Origin of the sequence: Actinomadura sp. NPDC000929 (genome assembly GCF_040492065.1) — a bacterium.
GTDB lineage: Bacteria > Actinomycetota > Actinomycetes > Streptosporangiales > Streptosporangiaceae > Spirillospora > Spirillospora verrucosospora.
In genome coordinates this window covers 29,291-42,641 of sequence record NZ_JBEUPA010000005.1, presented here as the reverse complement: position 1 = coordinate 42,641, position 13,351 = coordinate 29,291, and the positions used below count along the sequence as shown (strand labels likewise).

The window sequence follows — 13,351 nt, the reverse complement described above, 5'->3', positions numbered from 1 at the left end:
GTCGTTCGCGCGGGCGCACCCTCCGGGGCGGGTGTGGGTGCTAACGGTGGTGCTAACAACGGAGTCGGATGATCTTGGACGGCTGTGGACGGCCGGGAGCTTGCAGCGCTGGTCAGCGGGCACGGGGGGACATGCCTGGGCGTCGCTGATCTCGCTTGTAAACAGAAGACCTAAGTGCGAGTTTTTATTCACGACGCAATGCGCCTAGCGCGGTAAAGTACGCCAGGGAAGGTGTGGCGGCGGCTCAGAATGAGCGCTAAGGGGGCGACGATTATCGCCACAGACTTTCCCTAACCGCCATCGGGTCAGAGAGAGGAACCAATCTGCGGACCGCAGGTATCACGCGCCAGCGGACGCGGATGTCGGACTGCGCACGAAGCGGCCAGAGCCACCATCGATCGTTTCGATTCGCCACCCTGCTGGAGGCACATGGGGCTGCTCCATATCGGTAATTGCGACCTTGGCGTTCTCTAGGAGAAGGTCGCCTCCTCCCTTCAAGGCGTCAAAGTTAATGTGGCCTGTGAAAAATGTTCTGCGAAAGAGGGATCGACTCTTGAATGTGGCCTTGCGAAAATAGGCAACATCGCCAAAGGTTGCCTTCTTGAAATTTGCCGGTCCGGCAAATATTGCATTTTCGAAATAAGCTGCACCGGCGATTTTGATATAATCGCACGAGGCGCCATGAATAAAGGTTGCCCTCCTGAAGTTGGCGCTATGGATACTGCAGCCAGTCAGGTCGAGTCCGTTTGTTAGAGTTGCGCCCATCAGGTCCAATGATATATCAGGCCAAAACACCTCACCCGTGCCCGGACGGAGGTGAGCGCTCAGAATGCCCTGAGCGATGGCCCGTACCTGGTACTCCTCGTGCGGTTCGTTATTGGGTACTTCGAGCGGAGTTGGGTGGCCCATGCGCATCGCGCGGTAGCGCAATATATTGCGCCGGGACGTCTCGGGATTTGCATCATTGCTGTAAGCTGCCGGGTATTTGTACGGCACAGCGTAGGGCATACGGAGATAGGCACAAATAATGTTCACGATCGTCTGCTGTTGGCGCGGATTGTCATTAGCCAACCGCTCCAGCGTGTACAGCGCTGTTAGCCGCACCGGGGCTTTTTCGGATCCGAGTTGATCAGCGGCGGTGCTATAAAGCTCGGTGATGCGCCGTTCGGCCGTGTCATGTTCCTGATGTGCCTGACGACGGAACGCCAGGAGCAGGCCGACCGCCGCACCTGAGCCGGCGCCAGCTGCTAGCCCTGTGCGTACCGCCTCGACCCTGACTCGGGCCCGGTCGGTGCTGACCGTGGCGTCATCGACCGCACTCAGAAGCCACGCAGTCGTAATCCATATTGCCGCTACCGCCGTAATTAGCGTCGCCACCATCCAAGGCCCGGCCTTCAGTGGCCGCCCAGCGGAGGGCCTTCGCGACCATGCCAGGATCGTCACCGCTCCCCGGCGAAGCCGATGCAACATCGTCGCTCTCACTCATCCTTCGCGTCCAACTGGCCGCTCATGAGACACACAGAAACCAGCGGCAGTTCATCGGCACTGACCGCGGTCAAGCCTGCTCGTGGCCACGGCTTCAGGAAGTTTCACACAGCAGTATGCCAAATGTGTGCCGAAGTGGCGGCCGAGGGTGAAGAGTTTGCAGGTCAGACGGTGCTTAGCGGCGGAACGTAAATCCGTCGGGGGCTGCGGCATCTCATGGGTTCAGGATGTCATTCGGTGGTGAAGAAGTCTTCGTCGATCTTCTTGATCGTGACGGTCTGGGCTTCTTGGACGCCGCAGTCATAGGTGACCATGAGTTCGCCGAGTCGTCGGCCGTCGATCAAGATGATCCGCGAGGGGACCTTCTCGGCGAAGTCGATGGCCCCTGGTGAGAAGCGGGTGGTGGCGATGAAGATGCCTCGGGCAGCTTGGGCCCCTTGGAGTGCGCCGGCGAACGCTTGGACGTCAGGGCGGTGGACGGTCCGGTCGGAGGCGTACCGCTTGGCCTGGACGTAGACAACGTCCAGGCCAAGGGGGTCTTGGCGGATCAGGCCATCCATGCCCTCATCGCCAGGGCCGCCGAGATGACGCACATCGCCTTCAGGGCCGCCATATCCCATGCGGGTCAGCAACTTTAGGACACAGTGCTCCAAGAACTCCGGAGGTGCCTGGCGGAGTCGCTCAACAAGTTCGTCGGCTAGAGCGGTGTGAGCCTCAGATACCAGCTGCGGGATCAGTTCCAAGGGGGACGCATCCGCCTGCGGCAGATCCGCGTCATCGGCCTGCTCGTTGACCGGCTTGCTGGGCTTGCTGCGTCGGGCACGGAACTCGCGGTACTCGGCGAACTGGTTCAAGACCTTCATGTCCACCCGGTCCGGGTTCTCCGCCGTGGCCTTCTGGCCACGAGTGGTGATCCGGGTGACACCCCGGCGAGGCCGCTCCAGCAGCCCCGCTTGTGCCATGTGGGTGATGGACCAGGCGATCCGGTTGTTGAACAGCTTCTGCCCACCCGATGGCAGCATCTCTGCACGCTCGTCCGCACTCAGGGTGAAGTGGTCGGCCATCGCCGCAACGATCGCGGCAGACTCGTGGTCCTCGTCGTCGGCATGCAGTTCCAGTACAGGCCGCATCAAGGTCTGGAAGTCGGGGATTGGCACGACTCTCCTTGTCAGTACGGACGAGGTGGCGAGGATCGACAAGGTCGAGCCCTCTCGATCAGGTAGGCCGTTTCTATCTTCAAGCCTGGGCCGAGTAACCGGGCGGAAGTTGCCGCAATCGTCACCTACCACCCTGAGAAGGGTGGCGGGAGCATGCGGCTGCTGTACAGCACGGAAGTACCGCAACAGAGGCTTACGACTGCTGGCACCGGCGACCAGGCGCACACGGGTCTACCTGCGGTGCGAGTGGCGATCTTGGTGCGGCCAGTCTCTTGTAAACAGAAGGTTAGGGGTTCAAGTCCCCTCGCCGGCTCCCAGCTCAAAGCCCCCTTCCCAGCGCTGGAAGGGGGCTTTTGCGGCACCGTGGGAGCCGCCGTGGGAGCCGCCGTGGGAGCCACGGGAATCAGCCGCCGAACAGTGCGCTGCTCATGGCTTTGGCTGTCGCGCGCTTGTCGTCCACGATCTGGTGACCGTAGGTGTCTTTTGTGATGGCGATGCCTGCGTGCCCGAGGATCTCTGAGACCACGTGTAGCGGCGTGCCTTGCGCCAGCATCAGCTAGGTCCCCGAGTGCCGCAGCTCATGCGGATGCCGGTGACCGAGGCCCGCCCGCTGGGCCAGCTTGGAGAACGTGTGCGAGAAGTTGTCTGGGGCGGTGGGGGTGCCCACCTCGGACGGGAAGATCAGCTCGTGATCCTGCCAGGCTTCGCCGAGCGCGAGCCGTACCTCCGCCTGGTCGGTGTGCAGCGTGCGGAGCTTGCTCACGATCTCTGGCGTGAACACGAGAGTCCGCCGTGACTTGGCCGTCTTCAGCTCGCTGAGCACACGATGCGCGTCTTGCGGCCGCTGTTCTCTTCCGGAGTTTGCGGCGTATCTGGCCTCTCGCTGTTCCAGAGCCGATCGACCTTGGCCACCGTGAGCTTCTTGCAGCCCAACGTCGGCACCAGGTGCAGACGGACCATGTCGGCGTAGTCGTCTTCCGTGGACTTTGCCAGAGTGCCCGGTGGGTTCACCGACACCCAGCGTTCAAGGGACGCCTTCATTGTGATCCGGTCGTCCGGCACCGTGCCCGTATCGACTGCCTCGCGGACCTCCCCCGGTCGGCTCCCCCGCTTGACCGGCAAGCCGCTCGGGCGGTGCATTGCCGATCGGTGCCGGCCAGCGACGGTCTTCTGAGAACGACCGCCAGGAAGAGCGGTCCGCAAAGAAAATTCGGAGGACCCAACGTGTCTACCAAACGACGCGGGGCCATCGCGGTGCTTCTGGCGCTGCTGGCACTGCTCGCGAGCGGCTGCGGTCTCGGAGAGACCGACGGCCGGCCGCCGACCTATGCCGACGCCTGCGCGCAGGCCGCGAAGATGCTGGCCGACCTGCCGGGCGGCGAGGCCCTGACGCGGGCCCTGGAAACCCAGAAGGAGTCGGAAGACGTCTACGCCGTCATCTGGGTCGACGTCCATCTCCTCCGGGCACCCGGCTGCCCCGGCAGTTCCGAAGCCGATCCCCAGTCCATGGCGATCGAGAAGACCATGCTGACCCTCGCGATCGACAAGGTCGAGCCGGCAGTCTCCAGCAAGACCATCTACCGGCCGGTCGCTTCCGAGCTCGCGGCCGTGGTCCGTCTCTCCAGCTCCGAGGAAACCGCGCTGGAGAGTTTCCGGCGGCTGATGGAAACGGTCGACGGGGATCTCACCAAGACCGGCATCGGCGGGAATGGCCCGCTGAACGACACCTCGGTCTCCGGCTACCTGTTCGTCGGAGCACGGGGGTACGGTCACTGGCCCGACCGGGACTCGCGGCTCGGTCCTGGCCGATGAACTCCTTCCTGCGCCACTGACGGCGCCGGGACGCCAGTCGAGGGCGGGGCGGATCCCAACGATCCGCCTCGCCCTTCCGTCTCGTGCGAGCCCCTCCTCATCCGCGACGCCATAGGGCGTGCGCGGGTGAAGGTACTGGCTCGTATCGCGACATGTTGTGAGCGGCTTCCGGGGATCCTGTGCAGGGAAGAGCAACGTTCTTCGGGAGGTCTTACGGGCTTACAGGTTGTGCAAGGCGGAGGCACCGAGGGATGGCGGCAGCCTCAACTCGTCGAGCCACGGGCACCTGCCACGTGGCGACCGGCCCGCCGTCCGCCAAGCCCAAGGCCCGTCGAACACCTCCAACGAGAACCTTCTCGAACACGGGCTCGGAGGCCGGCGGACGCCGTGATCAGGCGAGAAGTACCGCGACAGAACTGCTGGCAGCCACCACCAAGTGCACACGGATTGCCTGGGTTCGCGTGGCGATCTTGGGCGGCCAGTCTCTTGTGAACAGATGTCCGACGCCGCCAAGGTCGCCCGCTCCTGGAGGCATTACGGCCGTCTGGCGTGGGTGCCGGCCCGCCGCGCCGCCCGCGGCCGTCCGGCCGTGCCGATCAAACGGCTGGCCCTTCCGGCCGACTCTTGCTCGCCAGCCGCTTTGAGGTAGACGGATACCGTCTGTCCGCCCCTGCTTGAGGCCCCCGTAGCGGTCGACCGTTCGTTGGCAAGGCTCGCTGCGGTGCTGGCGGATGCCCGAGCGCACATGGCGCTGATCAGCAGGCACGATCTGGTGAACGCCCGGAAAGGCCCTGCGGCACGTCGGGGGATGGTGAGTCTGCCGAATATGTGCCGGACCGCCCGCTGTTGTCCGAAGTCACCGTAACCCCTCTGACCTGTTGAAGGCGCTCAGCGTCGGCGCTGTGCGTTTTGCCGACTGAGGCCTAGGTGTCGCTTGCGCTACCAGCGCTCAGTGTCGAGGGCTTTTCGCAGGGTGATGTCTGTGGCTGGCGGGCGGGGGCATTTCCGGGACGGTTGTTCTTAGCGCTCGTACATCGACGCGTGAAGCAACCCAAACACCTCACTTAGGAGATTCGACATGCAGCGTCGTATCACCATGCTCCACACCCACAGGGCCATCGTCATCAACGGCGGAGCCGCCGACGTGGTCATCGTCGTGGAAGACCGAGAAGAGATCGAGGTCGTCCTCGACTACCGCGGACGCGGACTCAAGAGGGTGCCCGACGGCGCCTTCCTGTTCTCCGGTCCCCATTTCGACACCGTGGAGGGCCGTCATCGGCGCAGCCTGTCGCGGATCGAGACCGTCACCGTCGGCCTGCCGCTCAGCGTCCGTCAGATGGAGGCGACCAGCGGAGGTGCCATCACCGTTTCCGGCCCTTCGGACTGGGTACACCTGGACGGTCGGAAGGGCATCACGATCGGGGAACTCACCTTCGGTTCCCTCACCTCGTCCGGCCCGATCGTCGTGGGCAGGGCTGCCGGCAAGGTCCACCTGTACACCCATGGCGGGAACGCCAGTGTTCGGGCGGACAACCCCACCGAGCTCGTGATCAGCACGGGGGGCGGTGATGTCGAGGTCTCCGGTCAGTGGCAGGAGGACGCCCTGGACGTACGCGAAGAGGGCGGGAAGGTGACCTTCCGCAAGGAGTGATCCATCCGCCACCTGCACATCAAGGGGTTCCAGCGCTGGCTGGTGCCTCCCTAACAAGCAGGGCCCGGCATCGCCGGGCCCTTGCTGTTTCCGCTATCGAGAATCCAGCGCCCGGGCGCACCGGTTCATCACGCCTCGGGAGCGATGCGTCTCAGGGCCTGGCGGGCGTGTTTTGCCACGTCTCCCTCGCCTTCGGCGTAGTCGCGGAGGATGGGGAGGGCAGGGCGGGCCGCTTCGCCCATCAGGCTCAGGTCGTACAGCGTGCGCGCCGGGTCGACGGGAATCTGTTCGATCAGGACGGGGAGTGCCTCGTCGGCGTCGCGGGTGGTGTGCCAGAGGGCGAAGGCCGCGGCCGCGCGGGCGGGTTCGGTGGGGTCGTCGCGGACGGCGCGCAGGGCCGGGACGGCCGCGCGGGCCCGGGGGCCGAGTTCGCCGAGCCAGTCGCAGGCGTTGGTGTCGAAGCGCCAGCCGTGGCGTCCGGCCTTGCGGTCGAACTGGTGGCGGCGCTCCAGGACGTGCAGCAGCAGGCCGACGACCTCTTCGTCAGCCGGTTCGCCGAGGCCCATGAGGGCGCGGATGGCGGCGAGGCCGGTCTCTGGGTCCGGGCCCGACGCGACCCGCCGGAGGACGGTCAGTGCCTGTTCGTCGGCCAGGCCCCATCTGCGCAGGAACATGCAGCACGCGGCGGCGGTCTCCAGGTCACCGCTGTCGGGGGCGGGGACGCCGAGCCGCGGGATCAGTCCTTCGAGGACGGCGGTGACCTCGGCGACGGCCTCTTCTCCATCGGGCCATTCCCTGATCCACGACAGCAGGGCCTTGGTCTCGAAGGCGGAGGAGCTGGCGAGCCGGGCTCGGACCTGCGGCCAGAGATGCTCGGCCAGCGCCGATGCCGCACGGAACCGGTGCTGTAGCTGGAGATCCAGGGGGGCGTGGGCGATCAGGCGCTGAAGCGCGGGCACGCATCGAGGGTCACCGCGCTGGGTCAGTGCGACGAGGGCCATCTCCGACAACTCGGGGTCGCTCAGACAGGCCGCGAGGGCATCGGCGTATGCGGGGTGGGACGGCAGGTGGTTCGTGGCCACGGCCGCTCGCCGTACCGCGGGGTCTGGGTGCCGGAGCAGGGACGCGACGGCGGGGGCGTGTTCGGGGAACCGGGGGAACAGGCGGTCCGCGGAGGCGACCAGGAGGTGGGTGGCCGCTGGGTTCGCTGGGCCGGTCCTCAAGCGCGCCAGCATCCGGGCCAGCCAGCGTGAGTGCAGCTCGGGCGGGGGGTGAAGCCAGCTGACGACGGCGTCGACGGGGCCGCCCGGCGGGAGGCCGACCCATTCGGGGTCGCCCCAGGCCAGTTCGGCCAGGGCCGATCCGGCCTCGCCGTCGCAGTGGGTGAGCGCGTCGAGGACCGCGTCGTCCACCGTCTCGGGGCTGTGCAGCAGCAGGCCGAGCGCGGCGCCCAGCGCGTCGGACGGCTCGCGATCCAGCCGGCGGCGCAGGTGGTCGTGGGCCAGGGGGTACCGGCCTAGGGCGAGCAGCAGCCCGAGCCTGGTCGGGGCGTCCGGGTCGCTCTCGCTCCTGGCGCGGATGCGGGAAACCGCATCGTCGGGCATGTCCAGGTAGGTGAGCACGACGGCCAGGATCCGGCGGATCTGAACGTTCGGGTGGGTGAGCCGCTCCAGCAGCGCGGCCGGCTCCGCGTTCGCGGAAGCGCCCAGTCTGTCGACCCAGTCGCCGAGGATGAACGGCGATTCGACCTCCACGTTCAGGTCGGCCAGCAGCGCCTCCAGTGCCGCGCCGCTGCGCTCGCCGGGTTTGTCCAGGTCGACGTCGAAGTCCCGGTAGACCACCGCCTGCCAGTCGAACCCGATCACTGAGCCCACGCGCGCACTCTAGCCCTGGACCGCCCCTGCGGGCGGTGGTCTTCAAGGGCGGTGGGGCGGCTCAGTACGCTCGGCTCATGCGGATTGTGGCGGTCGCCGATACGCACACCTATCATCGCGAGCTCGCCGTCCCCGACGGAGATGTCTTCGTTCACGCCGGTGACCTGTGCCGGCGCGGCAAGGACCTGCGAGAACTCGAGGACGCCGCGGACTGGATGCAGGCCCTTCCGCATCGCGTGAAGGTGGTCGTCGCGGGAAACCACGACTGGATGTTCATGGACGACCCCGCACGGGCCCGTGCCGTTCTCGCCGATCGCGGTATCCGCTATCTGGAGGACGGCGGAACGGAGATCAACGGCGTCACCTTCTGGGGCAGTCCCTGGCAGCCGGAGTTCAACCAGTGGGCGTTCAATCTCCCTCGGGGCCGTTCCCTCGCGGAGAAATGGGCTCTGATTCCTGACGGCGTCGACGTCCTGGTCACCCACGGGCCTCCGCTCGGAATCGGTGACGCGAACGCCTATCCCGGACGCCACGGTTGTGAGGATCTGCTGGCCCGGGTGCGGCAGGTTCGCCCCAAGCTGCACCTGTTCGGCCACATCCACCAGGACGGTGGGCTCTGGCGCCACGGGGAGACGACTTTCGCCAACGTCACGACGTGGGAATGCGAGCGCGGCCCCACCGTTGTCCGCCTGGACGCCTCGGGCGCGGTGGGCGAGATCGTGCCGCCCGCGCGAACCCGCTGAGCGACGGCCGGGCCTGCTCTATGCGGGCATGAGAACGGTACGGAAGTGCGGCCACGGAGGCCTTTTCTGCCCGGCGCGTGGCCGCTCTTTGTTTTGGCGTGTGCACCCTTTCCGATGCCACGGTCGGCCCGCGTCCGTGACGACCTTGACCGACACCCGCGATGCCGTACGGTTCAGCCTGAGGGGAACGCGTTCCCAGATCAATCAAAAAACTCACGTGAAGGACGAAGATATGGCGATCGCCGAGATCAACGTGACGTTGGCAGCTCTCGGTTTCTGGCACCTCGCCGGAGCCGACCGGGCGGAGAAGGAAGCGGTGGCGCTTGAGAGGGCGCGTCGGTGCTTCCCCCCGGAGGCCTCCCTTGAGGTCGCCCCCGACCAGGGAATTCCGGTCGTGGACGTCGTGGAGGTCGGACCCACCATCCTCACCGAGGTGAACAAGGACGAGGAGACGGTCACCGTTCTCGCGTTCAGCGGCCTCACAGGGGCCGGCAAGAAGGAGATCGAGCAGACGGCGCTGAAGAAGGCGCGCGCCTGCGTCGGCGAAGTCGCGCGGCTGGAGATGTTCTACTGCGTGATGTACGAGAACGAGGACGCCGACGGTCCCCGCTACGAGACCTCCTGGGTGAACGTCGCGGCGGTCGAGCCGATCAGGCGTCCGCGTCTCGACGAGGAGGTCGAACCTCTTCTGCTCATGGGCGTCACGGGGAGCACCAAGAAGGAGGTCGTGCGGAACGCGCTGATCAAGGCGCGTGCGGACGAGTCCTTCCGCCGGCGCGCCGGCGCGGACACCGAACTGTGGGTCGACTTCTCGGAGCACGGCCTGCAAGCCCGCACGTCCGCTGCCGGGTCCTCGGACCTCTACGTCGCCGATGGCCTGAAGGTCTGGGCGGTCGGCTGAGACACGGGCGACCCTTCGACGGGGGTCGCTCCCCAGGAGTGTGGCCCTTCCCGAGCATTCGGGAGGGGCCACATCTCTCTGCCGAACAGGCTTCTCCGGGGGCGGACGACCGCCTGCGGCGGTCAGGGGTCGCGTTTCTCCGGTGGCGGGAGATACGGGCGGAAGTGGTCGGCGACGATGTCGGCGACGGCGCCGGCGTCGCGGGTCCCGTCGACTTCGATCACGCGGATGCCGAGGCGCCGGGCGGAGCGGACGGCGTCGTCGGCGACGAGGCGGTCTCGTTCGATGCGGTTGCGTTGGGCCCGCGCGGGGTCGCTGACGCGGGGTCCGAAGGCGGCGGCTCGGGGGAGTTCGCGCAGTTGCCGGTCACGGAACGCTTCGGTGGGCACCATGACGACCATCTGCCGGGGGGAGCCGAGGACCGGGGCGACCAGCTCGGGGCGCAGTCCCCAGCCTTCGGCGATGACGGGGCGTCCCGAGACGAGGGCGCGCAGGTCGTCCAGGGCCCACTCGAAGCGGACCGGGAAGCCGGCGAGCGTCTCGGCGGCCATGTCCTGGGGGGTGGTGTTCACCCAGGTGGCGTCGGGGTCGGGGTCGGCGGGCGGATGGCCGAGCCTGATCCGGCGGGCGATCCGGCGGTCGTTGTGGCCGCGGGCGTCGTGGTAGTCGTAGTTGTAGCAGGTCAGCCCGTAGCGGTCGGCCAGCAGCCGGGTCACGGTGGACTTGCCGGCCCACTGCCCGCCTCCGACCCACAGGACCCGGCGAAGCGTGCCGTAGGGGTCCCAGACCTGGCTGTCGGTGGCGTCCTCGGTCACAGGTCTCCTTCTTCGCGTCCAAGTGACCCGATGTAATCAGATGCCCCGGCTCGATGGCACCGCGAGCGGGGACCACCGGTTCCGGCGCTGTTGAGTACGAGGCGCCGGAGGGCTGAGTACGGGTACCCAGGCGGTGGCGCGACGGCCTCGGCAGAGTGGCGCCCGAGGTGAGGTCAATGACTACGGATCAGCAACTTCCGGGAACGTCCGCCGCCGGTGCGCTCGTCGCGCCCGGCGTCGAGGAGCTGGAACTTCGGATGTCGTCCGAAGCGGACGTCGAGTGGATCGGCCGTCTCCGGCACGAGGTCTACGCGCGGGAACTCGGCCAGCACGCCCCCAACGACGCCGGGCTGCTCACCGACGACCTCGACGGGAGCAACGTCTACATCGTGGCGGTCCACCACGGCCGCCCGGCCGGGTTCATCAGTGTGACGCCTCCGTGGGCGGGCCGCTTCTCGATCGACAGGCACCTGCGGAGGGACGAGCACCCGGCGCTGTGCGAGGACGGCCTGTTCGAGATCCGGATCCTGGCCGTGGATCCGGGCCTGCGGGGCGGGATGATCGGCAGGCTGCTGATGTACGCGGCGCTCCGCTGGGTGGCGGGGCACGGGGGCCGGGGCATCGTGGCCCTGGGCCGGGTCGAGCTGTTGCCGATGTACCTGGAGCTCGGGCTCGCGTCCACCGGGACGGCGGTGCGCTCCGGTGCCGCCGGGTTCCAGCTGCTCACCGGCGACGTCGCCGAGCTCACCGACCGGACCCTGCGACGCCACGGGCCGCTGCTGCGCGAGCTGGGACGGACGGTGCGCTGGGGCCTGGAGGTCCCGTTCCTGCCCGGGGACGAGATGTGCGCGCACGGCGGTGCGTCCGTCGAAGCGCTCGGACGGGGCTTCGACACCCTGGACGCGAGCGGCGAGGTGGTCCCCGCCGACGTGCTCGACGCGTGGTTCCCGCCGGCTCCCGCCGCGGTCGCCGCCCTGACCCGCGGGCTGGACTGGATCGCGCGGACGTCCCCGCCGGTGCGGGCGGACGGGCTCGTCGAGGAGATCGCGCGCCGGCGGGGCCTGCCCGAGAGCGCCCTCGCCGTCGGGGCGGGCTCCTCGGACCTGATCTTCCGCGCGTTCCGCGGCTGGCTGGACGCCTCCAGCCGGGTGCTGCTGATCGACCCCTCCTACGGTGAGTACGCGCATGTCGTCGAGCGGGTGATCGGCTGCCGTGCCGACCGGTTCCCGTTGCACCGCGCGGAGGGCTGGCGGATCGATCCGGAACGTCTCGCCCGCGTCCTGCGGAAACGCTATGACCTCGTGGTCATCGTCAACCCCAACAACCCGACCGGGGTCCATGCCGACGCGGCCCGGCTGCGGAAGGTGATGGAGGACGCGCCGGCCGGGACCCGGTTCTGGATCGACGAGACGTACGCCGGCTACGTCGGCGCGGGGCAGACGCTGGAGCCCTACGCGGCGGAGGCCGGTAATGCCGTCGTCTGCACGTCGCTGTCGAAGATGTACGCCCTGTCGGGCCTGCGGGCGGCCTATCTCACCGCGCCTGCGCCGATCGCGGCCGAACTGCGCCGCTGGACCCCGCCGTGGGCGGTGAGCCTGCCCGCCCAGATAGCCGCGGTGAACGCGCTGCGCGATCCGGCGTACTACGCCTCCCGGTGGGCCCAGACGGCGGTGCTGCGCGCCGAGCTCGCCACGGCGCTCGCCGAGGTCGACGAGAACCTGTCCGTCAGCGAGTCGGTGGCGAACTTCGTCCTGCTCACGCTGCCCGGGGGCGGGCTCACCGCGTCCCGGCTCGTCGAGCGGTGCAGGCGGCGGGGGGTGTTCCTGCGGGACCTGTCGCCGATGTCCCCGGCGTTCGAGGGCAGGACGGTACGGATCGCGGTACGGGACGCCGTGGCGAACGCCCGCGTGGCGGTCACCGTCGCCGAGGCACTGCGCGCCCCGCTCGGCATGGCGTGACCGGGGTCGCGGGTCCGCTCCCTTACCTCGCCGGAGCGCTGCTCGTCGGCGGTATCGCGGTCGTGCTGTCCAAACGGCGCGAGTACATGCTCCGGTGGTGCGCCTGGGCGGTGGGCGTGCCCGTGGTGGTCATCGCACTGGACGTGGGTCCCGGCGGTGCGGCCGTCCTCGCCGCCTCGGCGGGAGTGGCGTGCGCCATCGAATACGGCGGCCTGACCGACCTCCCGCGGCCGGACCGCGCGGTGCTCGCCGTCGCCGTGCCCGTCGCGCCCGTGACGGCCTGGGTGGCGCCCGCCCATCTGCTCCAGGCCCTCGCCCTCACGCTCGCGGCCGTCGCCCTGGTGCCGGTGCTGGCCGGGGACGCGGCCGGCGGCCTGTCCAGGCTGTGCTTCGGGGTGCTGGGAGTGATCTGGTTCGCGCCGCTGGCCGGCGTGGTCCTGCTCGGACCGGAGGTCCTGGCGTTGTTCGCCGCGGTGTCGATCGCCGACATCACCGCCTCCTTCGCGGGCCGGTCGCTGGGCGGGCCGCCCCTTTCCCGGCTGTCGCCGTCCAAGCACTGGAGCGGCCTGCTCGCGGGGACCGCCGCGGGGCTGGGGACGCTGGCCGTGTTCGGTGCGTTCACGCCCGCCTGGGCGGTCGCGGTGGCGGTCGGCGCCCCGCTGGGGGACCTGCTGGAGTCGATGGTCAAGCGGGGGGTCGAGGCCAAGGACTCCGCCTCGTGGCTCGCGGGCGCCGGCGGTCTCCTCGACAGGCTCGACTCTCTCCTTCTCGCCCTTGTGTTCGCCCTGGCGCTCGGCTGACGACCGGCCGGTCGTGCAGCGAGCATCACCGGCCGCCCCCACCCCGTGCCCCGGCTTTGGGGAGCCATGGCGATTCGTTTCCCGAGTGTTGCGCGGCGCTCTGCGCACAGCGGGTTGTTCCCGGGCCCCGGCCCCATTACCGTGCATATCTGAAC

13 protein-coding genes are annotated in these 13,351 nt (G+C 68.2%); 6 read left to right on the top strand and 7 right to left on the bottom strand.

The annotated features are described in order from the left end of the window. Positions 1-339: 339 nt before the first annotated feature. The 5 genes from ABWI04_RS03175 to ABWI04_RS03155 form a co-directional block, all read right to left on the bottom strand. On the bottom strand, positions 340-1,380 hold the full coding sequence (locus tag ABWI04_RS03175) for a pentapeptide repeat-containing protein (RefSeq protein WP_353831343.1): 1,041 nt from the start codon (positions 1,378-1,380) through the stop codon (positions 340-342). Positions 1,381-1,715: 335 nt separating this feature from the next. Then, complete coding sequence (locus ABWI04_RS03170) at positions 1,716-2,642, bottom strand: restriction endonuclease (protein WP_353831342.1); 927 nt, start codon at positions 2,640-2,642, stop codon at positions 1,716-1,718. A 403-nt stretch (positions 2,643-3,045) separates the two neighbouring features. Beyond that, on the bottom strand, positions 3,046-3,195 hold the full coding sequence (locus ABWI04_RS03165) for a hypothetical protein (protein WP_353831341.1): 150 nt from the start codon (positions 3,193-3,195) through the stop codon (positions 3,046-3,048). A gap of 3 nt (positions 3,196-3,198) precedes the next feature. Beyond that, positions 3,199-3,423 carry a tyrosine-type recombinase/integrase gene (locus ABWI04_RS03160; RefSeq protein ID WP_353831340.1) on the bottom strand — a complete coding sequence of 75 codons (225 nt, stop codon included), beginning with the start codon at positions 3,421-3,423 and terminating at the stop codon, positions 3,199-3,201. 26 nt (positions 3,424-3,449) lie between these two features. After that, entirely contained in the window at positions 3,450-3,782 is a 333-nt protein-coding gene (locus ABWI04_RS03155; RefSeq protein WP_353831339.1) for a hypothetical protein, read from the bottom strand. An 84-nt stretch (positions 3,783-3,866) separates the two neighbouring features. Between ABWI04_RS03155 and ABWI04_RS03150 the strand changes: the two genes are divergently transcribed. Together ABWI04_RS03150 and ABWI04_RS03145 are read left to right on the top strand one after the other, a co-directional pair. Next, the gene (locus ABWI04_RS03150) at positions 3,867-4,454 is read left to right on the top strand and encodes a hypothetical protein (protein WP_353831338.1); all 588 of its coding nucleotides are present in this window, start codon (positions 3,867-3,869) and stop codon (positions 4,452-4,454) included. Between the two features lie 1,078 nt (positions 4,455-5,532). Beyond that, entirely contained in the window at positions 5,533-6,105 is a 573-nt protein-coding gene (locus ABWI04_RS03145) for a hypothetical protein (RefSeq protein ID WP_353831337.1), read from the top strand. A gap of 128 nt (positions 6,106-6,233) precedes the next feature. Here the strand turns inward: ABWI04_RS03145 and ABWI04_RS03140 are convergent, their stop codons facing one another. After that, positions 6,234-7,979, bottom strand: coding sequence for a hypothetical protein (locus ABWI04_RS03140; protein WP_353831336.1), 1,746 nt, complete (start codon positions 7,977-7,979; stop codon positions 6,234-6,236). Between the two features lie 77 nt (positions 7,980-8,056). Here ABWI04_RS03140 and ABWI04_RS03135 point away from each other — a divergent pair, with 77 nt between their 5' ends. Together ABWI04_RS03135 and ABWI04_RS03130 are read left to right on the top strand one after the other, a co-directional pair. Beyond that, positions 8,057-8,722: a metallophosphatase domain-containing protein gene (locus ABWI04_RS03135; protein WP_353831335.1), complete on the top strand. Its 666-nt coding sequence runs from the start codon at positions 8,057-8,059 to the stop codon at positions 8,720-8,722. Positions 8,723-8,867: 145 nt separating this feature from the next. Continuing rightward, a complete protein-coding gene (locus ABWI04_RS03130; protein WP_353831334.1) occupies positions 8,868-9,623 on the top strand; it encodes a hypothetical protein in 756 nt (251 codons plus the stop codon). 122 nt (positions 9,624-9,745) lie between these two features. Here ABWI04_RS03130 and ABWI04_RS03125 read toward each other — a convergent pair whose 3' ends face one another. Continuing rightward, on the bottom strand, positions 9,746-10,438 hold the full coding sequence (locus ABWI04_RS03125) for a hypothetical protein (protein ID WP_345173068.1): 693 nt from the start codon (positions 10,436-10,438) through the stop codon (positions 9,746-9,748). 176 nt (positions 10,439-10,614) lie between these two features. Here ABWI04_RS03125 and ABWI04_RS03120 point away from each other — a divergent pair, with 176 nt between their 5' ends. Then, entirely contained in the window at positions 10,615-12,396 is a 1,782-nt protein-coding gene (locus tag ABWI04_RS03120; RefSeq protein ID WP_353831333.1) for a histidinol-phosphate aminotransferase family protein, read from the top strand. Further along, a complete protein-coding gene (locus ABWI04_RS03115; protein WP_353831332.1) occupies positions 12,393-13,196 on the top strand; it encodes a phosphatidate cytidylyltransferase in 804 nt (267 codons plus the stop codon). Before ABWI04_RS03120 ends, ABWI04_RS03115 begins: the two co-directional genes overlap by 4 nt. Positions 13,197-13,351 lie beyond the last annotated feature (155 nt).